Source organism: Ferdinandcohnia jepli, from assembly GCF_047246645.1.
GTDB lineage: Bacteria > Bacillota > Bacilli > Bacillales > Bacillaceae_L > Ferdinandcohnia.
This window is the reverse complement of record NZ_JBFOKR010000003.1, coordinates 60,808-80,201: the sequence shown is the minus strand read 5'-3', so window position 1 is coordinate 80,201 and position 19,394 is coordinate 60,808. Positions and strand designations below refer to the sequence as shown.

The 19,394-nt window shown below is 36.9% G+C and carries 23 protein-coding genes; 6 read left to right on the top strand and 17 right to left on the bottom strand.

The features are described from left to right. Positions 1-18: 18 nt before the first annotated feature. Positions 19-171 (bottom strand): hypothetical protein, encoded by a 153-nt coding sequence (locus tag AB3M96_RS03960; RefSeq protein ID WP_412966275.1) that lies wholly within the window; start codon positions 169-171, stop codon positions 19-21. Between the two features lie 175 nt (positions 172-346). Here AB3M96_RS03960 and AB3M96_RS03955 point away from each other — a divergent pair, with 175 nt between their 5' ends. Continuing rightward, entirely contained in the window at positions 347-532 is a 186-nt protein-coding gene (locus AB3M96_RS03955) for a hypothetical protein (RefSeq protein ID WP_412966274.1), read from the top strand. 120 nt (positions 533-652) lie between these two features. Continuing rightward, complete coding sequence (locus AB3M96_RS03950) at positions 653-871, top strand: spore germination protein (protein WP_412966273.1); 219 nt, start codon at positions 653-655, stop codon at positions 869-871. Positions 872-930: 59 nt separating this feature from the next. On the opposite strand, the gene AB3M96_RS03945 is transcribed toward AB3M96_RS03950, so the two are convergent. The 8 genes from AB3M96_RS03945 to AB3M96_RS03910 all read right to left on the bottom strand — a co-directional run bounded on the left by AB3M96_RS03945 (position 931) and on the right by AB3M96_RS03910 (position 8,502). After that, a complete protein-coding gene (locus AB3M96_RS03945; protein WP_412966272.1) occupies positions 931-2,550 on the bottom strand; it encodes an ABC-F family ATP-binding cassette domain-containing protein in 1,620 nt (539 codons plus the stop codon). A 210-nt stretch (positions 2,551-2,760) separates the two neighbouring features. Next, positions 2,761-3,090, bottom strand: coding sequence for a DUF4257 domain-containing protein (locus AB3M96_RS03940; RefSeq protein WP_412966271.1), 330 nt, complete (start codon positions 3,088-3,090; stop codon positions 2,761-2,763). A 219-nt stretch (positions 3,091-3,309) separates the two neighbouring features. Then, positions 3,310-4,269 (bottom strand): nucleoside hydrolase, encoded by a 960-nt coding sequence (locus AB3M96_RS03935; RefSeq protein WP_412966270.1) that lies wholly within the window; start codon positions 4,267-4,269, stop codon positions 3,310-3,312. A gap of 114 nt (positions 4,270-4,383) precedes the next feature. Continuing rightward, positions 4,384-4,980 carry a cell wall hydrolase gene (locus AB3M96_RS03930; protein ID WP_412966269.1) on the bottom strand — a complete coding sequence of 199 codons (597 nt, stop codon included), beginning with the start codon at positions 4,978-4,980 and terminating at the stop codon, positions 4,384-4,386. A 293-nt stretch (positions 4,981-5,273) separates the two neighbouring features. Continuing rightward, positions 5,274-6,644, bottom strand: coding sequence for an aldehyde dehydrogenase (locus tag AB3M96_RS03925; protein WP_412966268.1), 1,371 nt, complete (start codon positions 6,642-6,644; stop codon positions 5,274-5,276). A gap of 220 nt (positions 6,645-6,864) precedes the next feature. Beyond that, a complete protein-coding gene (locus AB3M96_RS03920) occupies positions 6,865-7,611 on the bottom strand; it encodes a GTP cyclohydrolase II (RefSeq protein WP_412966267.1) in 747 nt (248 codons plus the stop codon). Between the two features lie 150 nt (positions 7,612-7,761). Continuing rightward, entirely contained in the window at positions 7,762-8,214 is a 453-nt protein-coding gene (locus AB3M96_RS03915) for a MarR family winged helix-turn-helix transcriptional regulator (protein ID WP_412966266.1), read from the bottom strand. A 93-nt stretch (positions 8,215-8,307) separates the two neighbouring features. Next, the gene (locus AB3M96_RS03910) at positions 8,308-8,502 is read right to left on the bottom strand and encodes a hypothetical protein (RefSeq protein WP_412966265.1); all 195 of its coding nucleotides are present in this window, start codon (positions 8,500-8,502) and stop codon (positions 8,308-8,310) included. A 270-nt stretch (positions 8,503-8,772) separates the two neighbouring features. On the opposite strand from AB3M96_RS03910, the gene AB3M96_RS03905 reads away from it, so the two are divergent. Then, the gene (locus tag AB3M96_RS03905) at positions 8,773-9,465 is read left to right on the top strand and encodes a hypothetical protein (protein WP_412966264.1); all 693 of its coding nucleotides are present in this window, start codon (positions 8,773-8,775) and stop codon (positions 9,463-9,465) included. Positions 9,466-9,543: 78 nt separating this feature from the next. On the opposite strand, the gene AB3M96_RS03900 is transcribed toward AB3M96_RS03905, so the two are convergent. Further along, positions 9,544-10,359, bottom strand: coding sequence for a patatin-like phospholipase family protein (locus AB3M96_RS03900; protein WP_412966503.1), 816 nt, complete (start codon positions 10,357-10,359; stop codon positions 9,544-9,546). 246 nt (positions 10,360-10,605) lie between these two features. Between AB3M96_RS03900 and AB3M96_RS03895 the strand changes: the two genes are divergently transcribed. Next, complete coding sequence (locus AB3M96_RS03895; RefSeq protein ID WP_412966502.1) at positions 10,606-10,785, top strand: YkvS family protein; 180 nt, start codon at positions 10,606-10,608, stop codon at positions 10,783-10,785. 93 nt (positions 10,786-10,878) lie between these two features. Here the strand turns inward: AB3M96_RS03895 and rarD are convergent, their stop codons facing one another. The 3 genes from rarD to AB3M96_RS03880 form a co-directional block, all read right to left on the bottom strand. Next, positions 10,879-11,820, bottom strand: a complete 942-nt coding sequence (rarD, locus tag AB3M96_RS03890; RefSeq protein ID WP_412966263.1) for an EamA family transporter RarD — start codon at positions 11,818-11,820, stop codon at positions 10,879-10,881. Positions 11,821-12,158: 338 nt separating this feature from the next. Then, positions 12,159-12,287: a hypothetical protein gene (locus AB3M96_RS03885; protein ID WP_412966262.1), complete on the bottom strand. Its 129-nt coding sequence runs from the start codon at positions 12,285-12,287 to the stop codon at positions 12,159-12,161. Positions 12,288-12,302: 15 nt separating this feature from the next. Next, positions 12,303-12,428: a DUF6254 family protein gene (locus AB3M96_RS03880; protein WP_412966261.1), complete on the bottom strand. Its 126-nt coding sequence runs from the start codon at positions 12,426-12,428 to the stop codon at positions 12,303-12,305. A gap of 120 nt (positions 12,429-12,548) precedes the next feature. On the opposite strand from AB3M96_RS03880, the gene AB3M96_RS03875 reads away from it, so the two are divergent. Further along, positions 12,549-13,148 (top strand): CPBP family intramembrane glutamic endopeptidase, encoded by a 600-nt coding sequence (locus tag AB3M96_RS03875; RefSeq protein ID WP_412966260.1) that lies wholly within the window; start codon positions 12,549-12,551, stop codon positions 13,146-13,148. A 181-nt stretch (positions 13,149-13,329) separates the two neighbouring features. On the opposite strand, the gene AB3M96_RS03870 is transcribed toward AB3M96_RS03875, so the two are convergent. Beyond that, positions 13,330-14,373, bottom strand: a complete 1,044-nt coding sequence (locus AB3M96_RS03870; protein WP_412966259.1) for a YkvI family membrane protein — start codon at positions 14,371-14,373, stop codon at positions 13,330-13,332. Between the two features lie 269 nt (positions 14,374-14,642). On the opposite strand from AB3M96_RS03870, the gene AB3M96_RS03865 reads away from it, so the two are divergent. Further along, positions 14,643-16,769: an ATP-dependent Clp protease ATP-binding subunit gene (locus AB3M96_RS03865; RefSeq protein WP_412966258.1), complete on the top strand. Its 2,127-nt coding sequence runs from the start codon at positions 14,643-14,645 to the stop codon at positions 16,767-16,769. Between the two features lie 71 nt (positions 16,770-16,840). On the opposite strand, the gene AB3M96_RS03860 is transcribed toward AB3M96_RS03865, so the two are convergent. From AB3M96_RS03860 to AB3M96_RS03850, 3 genes are all read right to left on the bottom strand, one after another. Then, on the bottom strand, positions 16,841-17,824 hold the full coding sequence (locus AB3M96_RS03860) for a DMT family transporter (RefSeq protein WP_412966257.1): 984 nt from the start codon (positions 17,822-17,824) through the stop codon (positions 16,841-16,843). Positions 17,825-17,854: 30 nt separating this feature from the next. Then, complete coding sequence (locus AB3M96_RS03855; protein WP_412966256.1) at positions 17,855-18,322, bottom strand: GNAT family N-acetyltransferase; 468 nt, start codon at positions 18,320-18,322, stop codon at positions 17,855-17,857. An 80-nt stretch (positions 18,323-18,402) separates the two neighbouring features. After that, entirely contained in the window at positions 18,403-19,275 is an 873-nt protein-coding gene (locus AB3M96_RS03850) for a GNAT family N-acetyltransferase (protein WP_412966255.1), read from the bottom strand. Between the last annotated feature and the right edge of the window lie 119 nt (positions 19,276-19,394).

Sequence of the window (19,394 nt, the reverse complement as noted above, 5' to 3'; positions counted from 1 at the left end):
ATTACCGACTTTACTTCTCTATTTGACGTATGAGTCCTTATTTTCTACTTGTACTGTTATTGCTGAAGCTTCTGTTCCTTTTGCCTCAATTGTTTTTACTCCCAAGAAAATCATACTGACCATTAAAATCATAAACACCAATACAATCACGCAATTTTTTACTAATGCCATTATGAACCACCTTACGTTTTTTCAAGACTTTACTCCCTAAAAACACACCAACACAACCATTGTATTCAAAAAGTTGAAATATATTCTGTTACAAGAATAAAATAATGAAAATATCCAGATTTTCCTCACTATACTTCATGTTGTACATATAGTGGTAGTAAAGGAGGGAATATAATTGGATAAATTTATATTCTTATTTTTAGCCTGTATTTTAGCAGGGTTTGCCCTAATAAAAGTTACGGCATATGATACTTTCTTAACAAGCCTGCATACCGTCTTTTTATTAGTTGGAGTCGTGACAATTATTGTATTTTCCTTTGTTATTATTTTTAAAGGAATCCTTGCTTTACTTGGAAAATAAACTACCATCCTAAGCCTAGCATTTCTAGGCTTTTTATTTTGACTTTTTTAGGAGTTTGTACCTTTCACTTTTGTCCCTTTTACATATGGTAGTACTAAAAGCTGGAAGTAGGTGCACACTTTGCCTTCAATATTTTTAGGACCAATTGAAATTAATAGTAATGAGGGAATTATTATAACTGGAAATTCATTTAATGCATCCCCAACCTCAACAGGTAAAACCTATACTGGTTCAGGCTCGTTTAATACTGGTATTTACATTACTACTAATAATGGGATAAGCACATCAAATAATTATGATTCAGACACGTCAGATTCAAATGTTTCAGAGGCAATTTAAAACCGTCTCCCAACAAGGAGACGGTTCTTTATTTTCATATAAAATTCAAGCTTCAATTATTATGCATACATTGATTCAACTTGTTTTTGAATCTCTGTATTCTCAAGATATTCATCATAAGTCATTTGCTTATCTACCAGACCATTTGGCGTAATTTCGATGATGCGGTTTGCAATTGTTTGTACAAACTGATGGTCGTGAGATGTGAACAGCATAGAACCCTTGAAGGCAATTAAACCGTTGTTAAGCGCAGTAATTGATTCAAGATCTAAATGGTTCGTTGGATCATCTAATAATAATACGTTTGCACCACTTAGCATCATTTTAGATAGCATACAACGTACCTTTTCTCCTCCTGAAAGAACACTAGGCTTTTTCAATACTTCTTCACCCGAGAATAGCATTCTACCTAAGAACCCACGAAGGAAGCTTTCACTTTGATCATTAGGTGAAAACTGGCGTAACCAATCCACTAATGTAGGCTCGTTTCCATCGAAATATTTCGAGTTATCCTTCGGGAAATAAGCTTGAGATGTGGTCACTCCCCACTTAAAGGTACCACTGTCTGCTTCCATTTCACCCATAAGGATTTTGAAAAGTGTAGTAATTGCGATTTCACTTTTACCCACTAATGCAATTTTATCGCCTTTATTGACAATAAAGCTCACATTATCAAGTACCTTCACGCCATCAATTGTCTTCGTTAATCCTTCTACTCGAAGTAGGTCATTTCCAATTTCACGTTCTGGTGTGAATCCAACAAATGGGTAACGACGTGAAGATGGTCTAATGTCATCCAGCGATATTTTATCTAATAATTTTTTTCGTGATGTTGCTTGTTTTGATTTAGATGCATTTGCACTAAAACGCGCAATAAAGTTTTGAAGTTCTTTAATCTTCTCTTCTTTTTTCTTGTTTGCATCCTGTGTCATACGTAACGCTAATTGGCTAGACTCGTACCAAAAGTCGTAGTTTCCAACATAAATTTGGATTTTTCCAAAATCCAAGTCAGCCATATGGGTACATACTTTGTTTAGGAAATGACGGTCATGGGATACAACTATTACTGTGTTTTCAAAGTTAATTAAAAATTCCTCTAACCATTGAATCGCTTTAATGTCTAAGTGGTTGGTAGGCTCATCCAGTAAAAGAACATCCGGCTTACCAAATAAAGCTTGAGCAAGTAAAACCTTTACTTTTTCTCCACCTGTTAAATCAGCCATTTTCTTAGCATGAAGCTCTTCTGAAATACCTAATCCTTTTAAAAGGATTGCTGCTTCAGATTCAGCTTCCCAACCGTTTAATTCAGCAAATTCACCTTCAAGCTCAGCAGCTCTCATGCCGTCTTCATCAGTAAAGTCAGCCTTCATATAGATTGCATCTTTTTCTTGCATTACTTCAAATAAACGGGCATGTCCCATGATTACTGTTTTTAAAACTTCATGTTCTTCATACTCGAAGTGGTTCTGTTTTAAAACAGCAAGACGCTCACCTGGAGTCATATGAACATCACCAGTTTGAGGCTCTATTTCTCCAGAAAGAATTTTCAAGAAGGTAGATTTACCTGCACCATTTGCACCGATTAACCCGTAGCAATTACCGGGTGTAAACTTTATATTAACATCTTCAAAAAGCTTACGATCACCATATCGCAAACCAACATTTGTAACTGTAATCATCTAATTTAAATCCTCCATTTCATTTCACTGCTACTGATTATACCATTTTACTAGAAACATCTCTACTTCCTTATATTGAAAGGTAGTATACATGGGATTTTTCTATACAAAAATAAGCTCTTAATACAGGTTTACTGTTTTAAGAGCTTTCATAATAAATAACTATTCTTTTTATGGTACCATTTGAAACCTCTGCTTTTACTTAAAAATTTACAAATCACCATTTGTCTTACTACTCTCCTGTTCCTGATTTCTTTCCCGATTACTGGTTTGTCTTACTAACTCGACCCTTTGCAAGATCTGTTCTCCTCCGAAACCCGCTAAAATAGATAGAAAGACCACTCTAGAAATTGACTCTGTTTCGCTGGATACAACGATGAGTACTGCTGCAATTGTTCCAATAATTACCTCTTCAATAAAGCCAAGGTGAATAAAACGCTTTGTGATTCGTGGTTTCTCGATCTTACCGAGTTTCTTAGCATGTCCTAACAACCCCATACAACCACCAATACAAACTGCAATCACAAGATTTAGCAACATGTCATCACCCCCTAAAGTCTAAAATTGTACTACGGACTCTAGGCAACAAACAGAAGCTTCCTTACTCACATTATATGCTACAAGTGTGTAAGAAAGCTTGGGTATATTTTCGGAAAATTTAAACTATTATTTCACTACCATTTTACTATTTGGACAGTAAATTAGCTTAAAACCTATTTCGTATCTCGAAAGGCCTACTATGTTTGGCCTACAAATCCTTTATTGTTGTACATCTCCAGTAGCCATTACAGAAATAAACTCTTGAATAAATTCTTCATAGTTAAAACGCAGAGCAATACGGTCAAGAGTTTCTGGAGGTTCCTTTTCCGGTTTTGGGCGGAAGTCCGCAATACTTCTTCCTTTTGAGTTTCCAAACACTTCTACTTTTACTCTTCGTTTTGTATATTGGACAATCGTAGGATTAACAATAGCACTTAAAGCAACAACATCATGCAACGGCGTTCCTTCAATTCCTGGAACATTCTTTTTATAGGCTTCGTAATAGTAGTCGAAAATCGGTCTTATTAGTTCTCGGAATGGGTTCGTCGTTCCATTCTGAACAATGTAATCTACCATTTGTGAAGTTAATATTGCTTTATTCGTAATATTCAGTGGGAAAATCGAAAGGTTTTGTGAATACTCAACTACTAGATTAGATGCAATTGGGTCACCATAAAAATTTGCCTCTGCTTCCGAAGTTACATTTCCTGGAACCAAGAACGCTCCGCCCATAATATAGGTAGCCTTTACTTTATTCATAATGTCCCCACCCAAGTTATAGGCGATTGCTAACGAGGTTGATCTACCGACGTCGACGATATATAGTTCATTTTCAAAGCGTTCAATAATATTGAAAATCTCATCAAAATTCAGTAACTCTTCAGTCACAAGAGTTTTCGGAGGTTGAATTGGACCTAAACCTTCTTCGCCATGGATCTCTGGATAATACGTAGTTACCTCTCCAGACAATGGCCCTTTAGCTCCAGAGATAATTGGAACATCTTTTTTTCCTGCCAGTGACAACAAATACGCTACATTTTGAGTTGCCTGCTCTTGCTCCACATTTCCATATCCCGGAACAATTCCCACCACTTCAATTTTAGGGTTTAATAATGCATACATTATAGCAATGGAATCATCAATTCCGGGATCACAAAATAAAAGGACCTTCTCTGGCAATATTATACACTCCTTTTAAATGCTTCTGGTCATCCATACTACTTACTATATGAATCAAAAATAAAAAAAACACCCATTCAACATGAGTCGAATTGAGTGTTTTCATATTGTTATTTATTTTGCAAAGCGGTGGTTACCAATTACAACAGTAACTTCTCTAGACATCATAAAAGCATTGTTTGATTTTGCTGGATTGAAGAAGAATAAAGAACCATTTCCTTGACCACGAAATGCTAACGCTTCTTCTACTGCACGAATTGACTCAGCATCTGCTGCTTTATTGATTTCACCGTTTTGTACTGGAGTGAATGCATAATTTCCTCCAGCAGGTCGTTCATAAATTACACCTTTAATTGTATTTGGGAATGAAGCTGAATCAACACGATTTAAAACAACTGTAGCAACTGCAACTTTACCTGCATATGGTTCACCTATAGCTTCAGCATTAACAAGTCTAGCTAGTAAGTCTTTATCAGCTGCGGTAATACCTTCAGGAATTACAAGTTGTTGACCTGGATAAATCATATCAGTTGTTTTATTATTTACTTTCTTTAAGTCAAGTACTGAAACACCATATTGTTTACCAATATTCCAGAACGTATCACCACTTTTAACAGTGTGTGTTGAAGAAGCAGCATCTGCATTCGTGCTAAATCCAAATAGTGATAATGATAGTGTTGTAGCTAGTACTAACTTTGTTAGTTTTTTCATGTTTGTTTTCCTCCTAGTAGGTTGATTAGTTGGTCACTACTAGCAGACTACCATCTGTAATATTTCAAAACACCACCCAAAAAGTGGTAGTTTATGAGAGTAGTTGGGAGCATTTGTCTGAAAACTTATATGGTAAAAATATCCTCAGTATATTTTCAGCCTAATTTAAGGATAAGGTGGAAGAATTAGGAGGCTTTTTTACAAAGGTATCGACGGTGTAATAAATGTGTCTAAAGCATGTAAGGGTCTATAAAAATCAATATAAAAACCCGGAAATTTTCCGGGTTCACAAGCTATTTCATAATCATTCGTATCATCTTTAACGCATTTTTTGTATGTGGATATCGCAGTGGCAGGTCAAATCTCGTCGTTTGTTTGAGTACGCTTTTTTCGTGTGTAAACACATCAAAGCTTCCTTTCCCGTGGTATGCACCAATTCCGCTATCTCCAACACCACCAAATGGTAAGTGAGGTGCGCTGAAATGATAAACTGTGTCATTTACACAGCCACCACCGAACGAAACGGACTCAAGAACTTTGTTTTGTACTCTCTCACTCTCCGAAAAAATATAAAGTGCAAGCGGCTTTGGACGGTCAGTTATTTCACCGATTGTTTGCAGAATATCCTCATACTCTAACACGGGTAAAATTGGACCAAAAATTTCGTCTTCCATAACCGGGTCATTCCATGTGACATCAACAAGCACTGTTGGTTCAATTAACCGTTTATCTGAATCAACTCCACCACCATGATATACCGTACCATTATCTAAAAAAGTAAATAGGCGGTTAAAATGTCTGTCGCTTACAATTTTCGTTAAATTGCTGTCATCATATAAAGAGTCACCGTAAATTTCGTCAATTGCTTCCTTTAGTAAAGTTAAAAACTCTTCTTTTACTTCCTTATGAACATAGAGATAATCTGGCGCAATACAGGTTTGTCCGGCATTTGTATATTTTCCCCATGCAATTCGTTTTGCTGCATATTTTAAATTTGCATCTTTATGAACGATGCAGGGACTTTTTCCACCTAGTTCAAGAGTTACAGGGGTCAAGTTTTTAGCGGCTGCTTGCATGATAATTCTTCCAACCGGTACACTACCTGTGAAAAATATATAATCGGTTTTCTCTTGAAGAAGAGCTGTGCTAGTCTCCACTCCACCTTCTACTACCGCAATGTATTCCTCAGGAAAGTTCTCGTTAATAAGTGAACCAACGAGTGCAGATGTTTTCGGGGTTAACTCCGATGGCTTAATAATGGCACAGTTTCCCGCTGCAACAGCCCCAATTAACGGTGCAAAGGCTAATTGAAATGGATAATTCCATGGCGCAATAATTAAAGCAACACCGTAAGGTTCAGGATATATGTAATTTTTCGAGCCAAATCCTACTAATGTTGTTTTTACTCTCCGAGGTTTTACCCACTTTGATATGTTCTTCAACGTAAAGCTGAGCTCTTCTAATACAAAACCCACTTCAGTTGTATATGATTCAAATTCAGACTTATTTAAATCCTCATTAAGTGTTTTCATGATTTCTTTTTCATGCGTCTTGATTAGAGATCTAATCTTTTGTAAAGTACTGATTCGAAAAGCTAGATCTTTCGTTTTTCCCGATGCAAAAAATGCTCTTTGTTTTTGTACAAGCTCTTTATAAGATTCCATGTGTGTTCCTCCTCTACAATTAGTATTTAAGTTAGCCTGCCAATTTTGTCTATTGTATATAAATAGTACATGAATATGTATTTTTCCTCTTTTCAGTCTATAATTTTTACATAACTGAACAGAATACTACTTTTGTTATACTGTTAATATGAGACATTTTGTCATGGGTACTAAAAAAGGTAAGCCTTTCTTTAAGAAGTGCTTACCTTTCCATGAACAATTATGAATGACTTGCTAGTTTTTCTTTAAGAGGGATATGTCCTGATTTTTCTACCTTTGTTGCAAGATAGTTTTTATTATAGTCAGATATATCTCCCCATAGTGGAATATGGTTATCAGCTAATAGACCACTTTCTTGTAGAGCTGCTAGCTTCTTAGGGTTGTTGGTAATTAATGTAACTGGTTTAGCTCTCAATTCAGATAATACTCGAATGGCATCCTGATAAGAACGAGTATCGTCTTCAAAACCTAATGCATGATTTGCTTCAACAGTATCAAAGCCTTCTTGTTGAAGAATGTAAGCAAGCGATTTTGAAAATAGACCTATTCCTCTTCCTTCATGGTCTGCTAGATAAAAGAGAGCACCACTTCCATTAGCAACAATTTTTCTCATTGATTCACGAAGCTGATACCCACAGTCACAACGCTTGCTCCCGAAAATATCACCCGTATGACATATACTGTGCATACGTATTACAGCCTGATCACTTTCTTCAAAGTCTCCATATACAAGAACTGATGACTGTTGAAGAGATGCTAAAGATGCCCCAGTAAGTGATTCCAACACTTCTTCTTCGCTCTTCTTTTCATCTAAACGAAGCCATGTATACCAGTTAAATGTAACGACTTGATTGTCTAATTGAACTGGTAGTTGAACAGGGCCCACAACACATAAATCAGGTTGTCCAGGTTTTTTACTTAATTTCATTTTATTTAAAAGTAGGCTTTTCACCTTTTCTGATATCATTTCTTTCTCCCTTTCGCTATCTCTTTGTTGTCTTTCCCCTTATTGTGTAGAAAGTATATTATTTTGTGTAAAGGGAGGTCAAGTAATATGCCGTAAAAAGACTGAATTCAAGATATTTTGATAAAATAGACTCTTGGGTAACTGTTGATGCTATATTTTTTCTGCATGATAACCCAGCTTTTTAAGGAGTACCATCATTTCTTCTTTTTCTTTATCTGTAAGACCGCCAACAATTGATTCAATTGCTTGCTGGTGCTTTGGAAAAATCTCGTCCATAAATTTAGTACCTTCTTCTGTTATCGAAGCCCATGTTACACGTCTATCTTTTGGACAAGGCTTCCTCACTAGAAAATTCTTTTTCTCTAATTTATCAACCACATAGGTAATACTTCCACTTGATAAAAGTACCTTTTTCCCAATATGTTGTATTGGAGTTTCTCCCTTATGGTAAAGAAGTTCCAATACAGCAAATTCTGTTAAATTCAGACCGTAGCCTTTTACATCTTCCTCTACCCGTTCGTTAACTGATCGGTATGCTCGCGATAGAACCACAAACAACTTTAATGAAAGATTAGAGACTTCCATTGTTTCTTTTGTTTCCATGTCAACCATCCTTTATTTTCTAATATCTTGAATTCAAGATAATTTTACTAGAAATTAACTTTATTTGTCAACTCTTGTAACACGGTAAAGAAATTAGCTTCTAGAAACAGATTGGTATCGATATTTTACGTCTCCACCATGTAAAGCTGTCCCCTGGAAGTGTTTAAAGTCTTCCCTTTTTACCAGAACACTTCTAAATTCAAGGAATTGGTCATTTTTTACTAGATATTCATTCAATTCTCCATCTCGGAGCTTATTTAATATCTCGTTTACAAATTGTTCATTCATGCTATACACCCCTCTTAAAATTATAGTAGTTATTAATATGATTAACAAGGCTAATACCCATTTATCAAGGGACTTTACACCTCTTGTTAAAGGAGGCATATGATATGGTGGATATGTCTATTAGGCATTTATTACTATCCGAGATAGTTCAAATAGCTATTAGTAAGTAAGCGAAAAATATAGTTAACGGCGTATGAATTTTGTCGCGGATAATTTACATTTTTATCCTTCATTTGAACAAACCAAACTACACTGAGAGAGGACGATTTTATGAAAAACCAACCAATGAATCCATATATGTACGGCGGCCAACCTATGATGGGTGGTGTCGGCAATAGCATGGGAGATATGAATGAAATGATGATTCCAGGAACTACTAGTCCACAAATGGGATATCCCCAAACTACATCACCAGAACAATTTTCGATGAGTGGCTATCCGAGCTATCAACAACCAGTGATGGATCATGATTGTGGCTGTGGATGCGGAGGTCATGGGGTGAGTGGATCTCAATATGGTCCTGGTATGACCGGTGGTTTTGGCCCTCAGGGTCCTGGATTCGGTCCAGGTATGGCGGGCGGTTTTGGCCCTCAGGGTCCTGGTTTTGGTCCGGGTATGACTGGTGGTTTTGGCCCTCAGGGTCCTGGATTCGGTCCGGGTATGACGGGCGGTTTTGGCCCTCAGGGTCCTGGGTTCGCTCCGGGTATGACGGGCGGTTTTGGCCCTCAGGGTCCTGGATTCGGTCCGGGTATGGCGGGCGGTTTTGGCCCTCAAGGTCCTGGCGTTGGTCCGGGTATGACTGGTGGTTTTAGCCCTCAGGGTCCTGGCGTTGGTCCGGGTATGACTGGTGGTTTTGGCCCTCAGGGTTCTGGCGTTGGTCCGGGTATGACTGGTGGTTTTGGCCCTCAGAGCCCTGGTTTTGGTCCGGGTATGGGATATGGCCCTGGAACACCAGGTAGATAAAGTTAACAAGGGGAGTATGGGAGACTTATTGTATACAGTAAATAAAGGAAGGAGAACAAATAGTCCTCCTTCCTTTTACTATGCCTTCAACCAATCTTGGAAACGTTCAAACATCATGGATGTATCGTTATATCCAAGTTCATAAAGTTTAGACAGCTTCACTGGATTTCTTTCCACTCTACCAACTTCCAAAGGTTCGGATGGACTAATTACAAAAACCTTACCTGCTTTTTCCTGATCCTCAAGATAGGCAATCGTATCATTATAGACTTGGTACCTTCTTTCCATCACATTTGCTAATTCTGGATAATCCTTATAAGTTCTCCTTACCATCCATGTCATACTAGATTTCTTTTTGTTGTAACCGCGGTTTCTAGTTAGAATCACAATATTCTTTTCAAAACCATCTTTTTGAGCTTTTACAACTGGTATCGGATCTGAAATACCACCGTCTAAAAGTTTTTTTCCTTTATAATCAATAATCGGTGCGACAAAAGGCAATGAACTTGATGCTCTAATGACTGTCAATATATCATTTCCGTATTCCTCTTTATTAAAGTAAAGAGGTTGTCCAGTTTCACAGTCCGTTGTTCCAATAACGAACTCTTCTTTTGAATTAGTAAAAGAATTGTAATCATACGGTACAAGTTTATTTGGTATTTCATCGAAAATATAATCCATCCCAAATAGTTGTTTATGTTTAATAAGGTTACGGAAAGATAAATACTTTGGATCATTAACATACTCTATGTTGACAGTCCGATTTCTTCCCTTTTGCCGGGATAAGTAAGATGCAGCCATACATGCACCCGCAGACACGCCAATTACGTAAGGCAGGTAAATGTTTTGTTCCATAAAATAATCGAGAACGCCTGCTGTGTACACACCGCGCATACCTCCGCCCTCTAAAACAAGTCCTACGTCCTTCACTTTTCTTCTCTCCTTCTATTTATATAGTAAAATACGATAAGTAAATCTGTTGGTATTGTCACACTTTTTACATTTTTTGACGATAATTGCACAAAAATTCTTTACGTTACCATAAAAGTAAGGCAAAATATAAATTAATTGTATTTTTGGAAAAATAATTCAAGAATCTCAATTTCTAAGATTCATTGAATGTTGAGAAAGGGTGAGTTAATGAAAATCGCTGCTATTGGAGATATCATTGAATTCAAAGAAGGTCTCAAAGGTATTGTAGAAAAAGTAAACGAAAACTCTGTAATCGTCGACCTAACATATATGGATAATTATAGAGACCTAGACTTAGAAAGACGAACAGTTGTTAATCATAAAAATTACCGTATTATTGAATCATAAGTAAATTTTAAATGGGCTACCAGAATTGGTAGCCCTTTTCCATGAAAAAAGGTTAATAGTTTTTGGCGGCTAACTCCAGGAACCTTGCACTTTTTATGCACCTAATGACTTATTCTTTTGCAATTTCGGTTGAATCGATGTTAGCAATTTGGTTCTTGAAAGTGAGTAAATTAGAAGTGCAGTCCATATGAATATGAAAGTTAGCAAGTGAGTCTTTGTAAAGTGTTCATGGAATAAAAACACCCCAAGTAATAGACTAATAGTTGGTGCAATATATTGAAGTATTCCAACCATTGAAAGTGGAATTCGATTTGCACCAGCAGCAAACCATAATAGTGGTAAAGCTGTTGCAATGCCTGCTCCCATCATCAATAACTTGATATCAATAGGAGCTATTGAAAAAGAATCCACCCCACCACGGTATAACCAAGTCAAATAAATTAAAGCAATTGGTGCAACTACCATCGTTTCCATTGCTAGGCCAATCAATGAATCCAGTTTTGCTAGTTTCTTTGTTAATCCATAGAATCCAAAGCTTATAGCAAGGGTTATTGCAACCCACGGAAAACTCCCGTATTGGAATGTTAAGATTAGAACACCAACTGCTGCTAATCCAAAGGAAATTCCTTGCCAGAAATGGAGTCGTTCCTTTAGCACAATGATTCCCAATAATACGCTAACTAAAGGGTTTATATAATATCCTAAGCTAGCTTCAATAATATGATCAGAATTTACCGCCCAAATATATGTAGCCCAGTTTATACTAATTAATAAAGAAGATGCCACTACCCCAATTAATTTTAATTTATTACTAAAGATCATTTTAAGATTGCTTGTTAGTTGTCGACCTTTATTTGAAACTAGGATTATTCCAAGCACAAACACTAGCGACCAGACAATACGGTGCGCAAGGATCTCGAGTGGTGAGATATGATCTAACAACTTCCAATATAATGGCAAGACGCCCCACACAATATACGCTACTGCTGTATAAATGACCCCAACTTTATATTCCTTTATATCTGTATTCCCCATGATAGTTACTCCCTCATTCCCATTAAAACTTACACTATTTGTTAATTATATTTTGGTTTCCGAAGTATCACAACTAAAATGATTTGGTAATTTTAAATAATACTTTAGATTACACATTATCTGGCTATATTGGGTGGTGTTCCTTTTATTTGGTCTTCAGTGCCACACGCATCTTCCGCTTTCGGGGGGCGCTCCTCCTCTTTTCGGCTCAAGCACCACACGCATCTTTCACTTTCGGGGGGTGCTCATTCCTTTTTCGGCTCCAGCACCACTCGTATCTCTCTTCCAACCCATCAAAAAAGCACACCCTACAAAAGAAGAGTGTGCACAGCATATACCTATTTTCCTCTTAACTCATTATGCTTTGTTTCAGCGAGGTCATTTCCGAAATCCTTATCAGTACCTATGGCGTCTGAAGCTTTTTTCATTTTCTTCTGTTGGTTTTTGTGACTATCGCGCTTTGCCATACTACTTACCCCCTCTTATTCTTTCTTATTTTTACCTGCTTCATCAGCTAGCTCATCAAATGATTTGACTTTCCCATGAGGATTCTGGGATTGCTTGCGTACTGTCCATTGACGTTCTTCTTGTCGTTTTGATTGTGACATATTGAACTCTCCTTCTTTCGAAATATCATCTATAGCTTTAGTCGGAACCGATAATTTATTCTAAAAAAAACACTGACATGGTAAAATGACATCGATACATCTTTGAAATGAGGGGTCCTTTTGCAAAAGTCCTTTTATCTACTACTTATTATTGCCCATGTTTTACTAGCAATCAGCTTTCAATCTAATTTCCCTTTTTGGACAGTTTTCCCACTTTCATTTCTCGTATTAACTATAGCTGCAACAATTTTGGGAACATATGATTGGAAAAAGAGTAGCGCTCTAACTATTCTACTCGGTATATTTTCTGGTCTGTTTATGTATGCTTTGTTCTTCATAGGAAAAATAATCTCGGGTTATATATTTCCAGATCAACTGACAGAGGTTGTCAAACTCTACAGTAAAATAAAGCCTGTTACATCTTGGAATTTTATCCTATTGTTCCTCATTATTATTCCAGGTGAAGAGCTTTTTTGGAGAGGCTTTATTCAAAAGAAGCTCTCACACGTCCTTCATAATAAAAATTGGCTAATTATCGTCTCTGCCCTTTTATATACTTCAGCAAATATTTACACTGGTAGTCCATTGTTTTTACTTGCCACTTTTATGGGTGGAATTGTTTGGGGTGCTCTGTATTTGTGGAAGCAAAATATAGGTATTGTTATTTTGTCGCATCTTGTTTTTAATCTATTCCTACTTGTATTATTTCCTATTTTTTAGAAGGAAGGGTGAAAAAGCGAATAAAACAAAAAAAAAGGAAACAGAAAGATGGGCGTTATTCCATTTCTGATTTCCTTGTTGATTTTTTTACCATATTCCTGAAATACTTTTTTTCCCATTTAGGATCCTCTATTTTTTAATAAGAGGGTTATTTAAAAATATTTTTGATTTTTTTACTTAATTACCTTTTCGGTAAATGCTTAATTGGCCTAGATAACAGGACTAATACAATAAGACTTACATAACCAAACAAAGGATACAAAAATGAGATAAGAGATCCATAACCTAACTGACTGATTACATAGGATACTGCCAGGATACCCCCTACAATCATCAATGAAGGAACCTTTATCATTTTCCTTACTTGTCTTTCCAAACCAAAGATATTTCCTATTACAGAAGTGAAAATTTCTCCGTAAATGACAAGAATGTACAACCAATAGAACGTAAACATGAAATGCTTCATAACCTCCGCCATTGGTATTTCATATAATTTTACATCTGGTAATGCAGACAGTGAAATATGACTTGTTAGGAGAATTAAGCAAAGAGAGCCCCCACCTATTAGTCCTCCCCATCTCAACGTTTTCTCGTCCTTCATTTCCTTTGCCAGTGGGACTAGCACCGGCATCGCCATCGTTAAATTGAAAGCTGCATATAAAAAAGGAGAGATAATCCATCGATAGCTTGTATGCTCTGTTTCAACTGTTTGTAAAATACTCACTGGTTCTGTCACAATTACCTCAATAGCTAATACAACACTAAAGAATATCATGATTGGCACAACAAACATGTTGACCCCGAATAAACCCTTTATACCAAATAGCAATACAAAAATAGAAAGAATAATTGTAAGAAAAATACCGAGTTGATAAGACAATCCGAGCTGCTCGTGAAATACTGCCCCTGCTCCCGATAGCATTACCGAAGATACACCGACTAGTACTAAAAGCATAAGTATATTCACGATTATGGCCGCTTTTTTCCCAAATAAATATTCATTAAACTCCTTATAAGAATCAGCCTGAATTCTATTTGCGATCAACATAATCCTTGTCCCTAACCAAATAAATAAAAAGCCGCTTATTCCAATTCCTGCTAAACCATAGATCCCGTACTGAGTAAAAAATTCTACAATTTCTCTTCCTGTTGCAAAGCCTGCTCCTACAATCGTGCCAACATAAACAGCACCTATTTGAAACGCTGCTCCCCAATTCCCACGCACACTAGCCACCTCATTATTCGTCCATTTACTTGATATATATGTGTAAGGAAGACAAATAAGACGAGCTATTAGGACGGAAAAAATTTCTAGTGCTTTTCTCTTGAAAGTCAAAAAAGGTCAAAGTATAATGAAGTCAAAGGTCAAAGATAGTCAAACGCATCCTGACCTGCTACTTTTAACTTATAATCCGTGGTAACACGGTTTTTATATATTCTATTGGTCAAATATAGTCAAATCAAAATATTTAATAATTAGGAGGTATTTTGTTTATGATTTGTCAAGCATGTAACCAAAACGAAGCAACAGTACAATTACACATTCAATTTAATCATGAGAAAAGACAAATTCAGCTTTGCCACGAATGTTATGCAAAGGAGAAAAACAACATGAAAATACCTTCAGGAATGAATGGTTTTCCTAATTTTTCATTTGATGACATGCTAAAAGGTTTTTCTGGACAACAAATGAATATGAATCAACAAGCACAGCCAAAACACGGTGGTAACGGCGGTGGTCTTCTTGACCATTTTGGCCGCAACCTAACACAAATGGCCAAAGCAGGTTTAATTGACCCTGTTATCGGACGAGATGAGGAAATTCAACGTGTTATTGAAATTCTAAATCGCCGTAATAAAAATAACCCAGTCCTAATTGGAGAACCAGGTGTTGGTAAAACCGCTATCGCTGAAGGTTTAGCTTTACAAATTTCAGAAGGCAAAGCACCAGGTAAGCTTTTGAATAAACAAGTTTATTTACTGGATGTAGCTTCACTTGTTGCAAACACAGGTATTCGTGGTCAATTTGAAGAAAGAATGAAGCAATTAATTGCTGAACTACAAAAACGCAAAAATATTATTCTTTTCATCGATGAAATTCATCTACTTGTTGGTGCAGGGTCTGCTGAAGGCTCAATGGACGCTGGTAACATCTTAAAACCTGCACTAGCACGTGGCGAACTTCAGGTTGTCGGTGCAACAACACTTAAAGAATATCGACAAATCGAAAAAGACGCAGCTCTTGAACGACGCTTCCAGCCAGTAACTGTAGATGAGCCAACTATTGAAGAAGCGATTCAAATACTAGAAGGTATAAAAACGAAATACGAAGACTTCCATAACGTCAAATACTCAGATGAGGCGATTAAAGCGTGCGTAACTCTATCACATCGTTACATCCAAGATCGCTTTTTACCAGACAAAGCAATTGACCTATTAGATGAAGCAGGCTCAAAAATGAACCTTCTTTCTGGTGGTACAAACTCAAAAGACCTTGAAGAACAACTTGCAAAGATTGCTGCAGAAAAGGAAAAGGCAGCTTCAGAGGAAGACTATGAACTTGCTGCTAAGCTACGTCACCAAGAAATTCTTCTTGAGAAGCAGCTAAATACTCCTGAAAGAAATGAAGAACATGTTGTAGATGTTAAAAATATCCAACAAATTATTGAAAAGAAAACAGGTATTCCTGTAGGTAAGCTTCAAGAAAATGAACAAGAAAAATTGAAATATCTTGCGGAAAACTTAGCGAAAAAGGTTATTGGTCAAGAAGAAGCAGTTTCGAAGGTAGCTAAAGCGGTTCGACGTAGCCGTGCAGGCTTAAAAGCAAAAACAAGACCAATTGGTACTTTCCTATTCGTAGGACCAACAGGTGTGGGTAAAACTGAGCTTACAAAAACACTCGCTGAAGAATTATTTGGCTCTAAAGATGCTATGATTCGTCTTGATATGAGTGAATACATGGAGAAACATTCTGTTTCAAAAATTATTGGTTCACCTCCAGGATATGTAGGTCATGAAGAAGCTGGACAATTAACAGAAAAGGTACGTAGAAACCCATATAGCATTATCCTGTTAGATGAAATTGAAAAAGCACATCCAGATGTTCAACACATGTTCCTTCAAATCTTAGAAGATGGCCGACTAACAGATAGCCAAGGCAGAACTGTCAGCTTTAAAGAAACTGTCATTATTATGACTAGTAACGCTGGTGTCGGTCATAAGAAGATTACTGTAGGTTTTGAAAAAGCTGAGACAGATGCATATAAAGAGTCCTCTATTTTAGACTCACTTGGTTCTTTCTTTAAACCAGAATTCTTAAACCGATTTGACAGCATTATTGAATTCAAGCAGCTTGAAAAAGAGCATCTGCTGCAAATCGTTGATTTAATGCTTAAAGAACTTGAAGCAACACTTCAAGAACAAAATATTACAATTACAGTAGAAGAAGCAGCGAAACAAAAATTAGCTGAACTTGGTTACCATCCTGCCTTTGGAGCACGTCCACTTCGTCGTGTTATTCAAGAGCAACTAGAGGACCAAATTACCGATGTTCTACTAGAAGATGAAAACAAAACGACTCTTGTTGTAACGATGGAAAACGATAAGATAGTCATTAAATAATTCTCTGGCACTCCTCAGTAATGGGGAGTGTTTTTGACTTCATTAAAAAAGATGCCTCACTTGAGACACCATTAAATCCCCACTTTACCTTGTAATTTGCTTGGCTTAAGGGGCATTTTCCTATTTGAAAATAAACTGTGAAGTACCATTCCAACGATGATCATTAGCAGACCGATAAATGAATAAACGCTTGGTATTGATTCATTCAACAGAACAATTTCACCTAACATGACAAATAAAATTTGTGTAGCTTGAGTAGCTTCTACAGCCGCCAATTTACTTTGATCATGTTTTACAAGCTCAGTCGCAAAGAAGAAGAGTACAGTTGCAATCACACCCGATGAAATGCCAACAATGAAAGATTGTATAACTTGATCCATGCTCGGTAAACCAACTGTAGCTGCTCCTGTTCCAGCAATGACTAACCAGAATGGTGTTGAAGCAATCGTCATTCCTAGGACCCGTTGAAAGGTATCGAACTCATTTTTACAATGCTCCATCATTTTACGATTACCTAATGGATAGGCAAACGCAGCAACTACAACTGGGAGCACACCTAACAATAACATTTCTGCGCTGAACCCTTCGCTTGCTTCTTGTAGCTGAATCAAAATAATACCGATAAAAATAAAACAAGAAAAAATAAGTCCCTTAAACGGTATTTTCTCACGTACCCGCTGCTCTCCTTTTTCTGTTTGAACAGTTTTATAAAATACAGGTACAACCAGAAGTCCAGCAATAATTACAAATTGCCAAGTTCCTGCAACTAACCAACCGGGTCCTGATGCTGCGGCAAAAGTTAAAGGTGCATAGAACAACCCGAACCCTACTGTACTCCAAAACATCCACTTTATTGGATGTAAACGGAGTTCGTTTAACAGCCCCTTCATGTTCCCTCGTATAAGCACGATACCTAATAAAAACGGGAGCATAAAGAAATATCGCAACGAGGAACTCCATAACCAGCTTCCACCTGATAGTTCCATTGAACGATTTAAAATAAAAGTAACAGCAAAAAACACGGACGATAAAATACCAATTGCGATTGCTTTCACACTTCTACTCCTTCCACCTTAGACACACAACTACACCTTATAGCAGTATACATCCTCATCAACAAAGCCTTTAATAATTTCTCCAGTCTTTTTAAATCCAGCTTCCGTATATACGTGGATTGCTGCCTTGTTTTCCGGTATAACAGATAAATAAATCTCGGTACAATAAGGTAATGTTCGTACCATCTCATCGATAACTTCTTTAACAGCAGCTGTTCCATATCCTTTACCTTGGTATTTATGATCAATCATGATTCTACATAATTCATAGCGATTATGTTCTGTTTCTAGACCATACATTGTAAAACCAATGAGTTGGATACCATCGTATATCGCCTTTGTAACCCAATCTGGCTGGACCTTTGCTTGAGCCAATGAAAAAACATTTGAAGCCACCCATTTTTCAAACAACACAAACTCAGTTTTGTTCTCGGTCTTTAATTGAATCACATCAAAAAGATTATTCATCGTGACGTCTCGCAGGATGATCTTCCTCAAAAGAACCTCCCCCCTTACAATGAGTTGCATTTTGCAAAAATAAATCCACCCTGCTATAAAGGTGGAAATATTCTAATAATTTATTTTATCATAAAGACTTGCTCTGCTTTCACACTAAAGCCTTCATTTTTTAATAATTCACATAAAATTTTATTTGAGGTAGAAATATTTCCGGCAGACCTAAGTAGTTCAAGTTCTGAAGATCCATAGACTCTTTGTAGTAAACCTCTGACTACTCCTTCTTTATCCTCTATCGATGGTGCTGCTTCGCATTGATATAGAATAATTGCTTGTAATTGTCCTTCCTCATTAAAATGCCTTTTAAAAATGGCGTATCCAATTACATTGCCTTTCTCATCGAGGGTAAGCAGTGACTCTCCATCACGAGCATTATTCCATTGTGTTTGCCAAGGTACCATTGCCTTATAAAAGCTGAGTTTTGATGCATCGATAGGTAAACCCTTCACATAGGTGTATCCCACATCTTCAGTGGAAAATGCCCCGTTAGCTAAGCTTCCATTATGTTGTAAATGGACAAGGTCATCAATTACTTTATAACCAACTTTTTCATACAACGTAATTGCCTTCTTGTTTTCACTAATCGCTTCAAGGGTAGCTACATCGACACCTTCTTCCTCATAGATTGCTAGAATTGCCTCCATAAGTTGCTTGCCTACACCTTTTCCACGATATTCTGGCGCCACACCTGTTCCGCCATTCCAAGAAACCTTTTTTCCGTTAATGAGTCTGACTCCATTAAGGATTATCCCAACTGGAGTAGTCCCGTCATAAGCAATAACTGATAACGTTGGAGAGAGCCCCTCTAAAATCAACCTTCTCGTAAAAAGATCTACAGTTGTATTCATAGTAAAATAGTATCCTTCAAATCCCCTATTCCAAGCATACACAGCATCTTCAAGAGTACAATCTGATAAACGTTTAATCGTGATCATTTTAAGTTCTCCTTTGTTTTTGGTATTTTATTGCAATGTTATCTTATGGTATCTACATATTTTCGCAGTTACTCGTATTCCTGACATGCGTATATCGCATCACGCTCTTGCGATACACC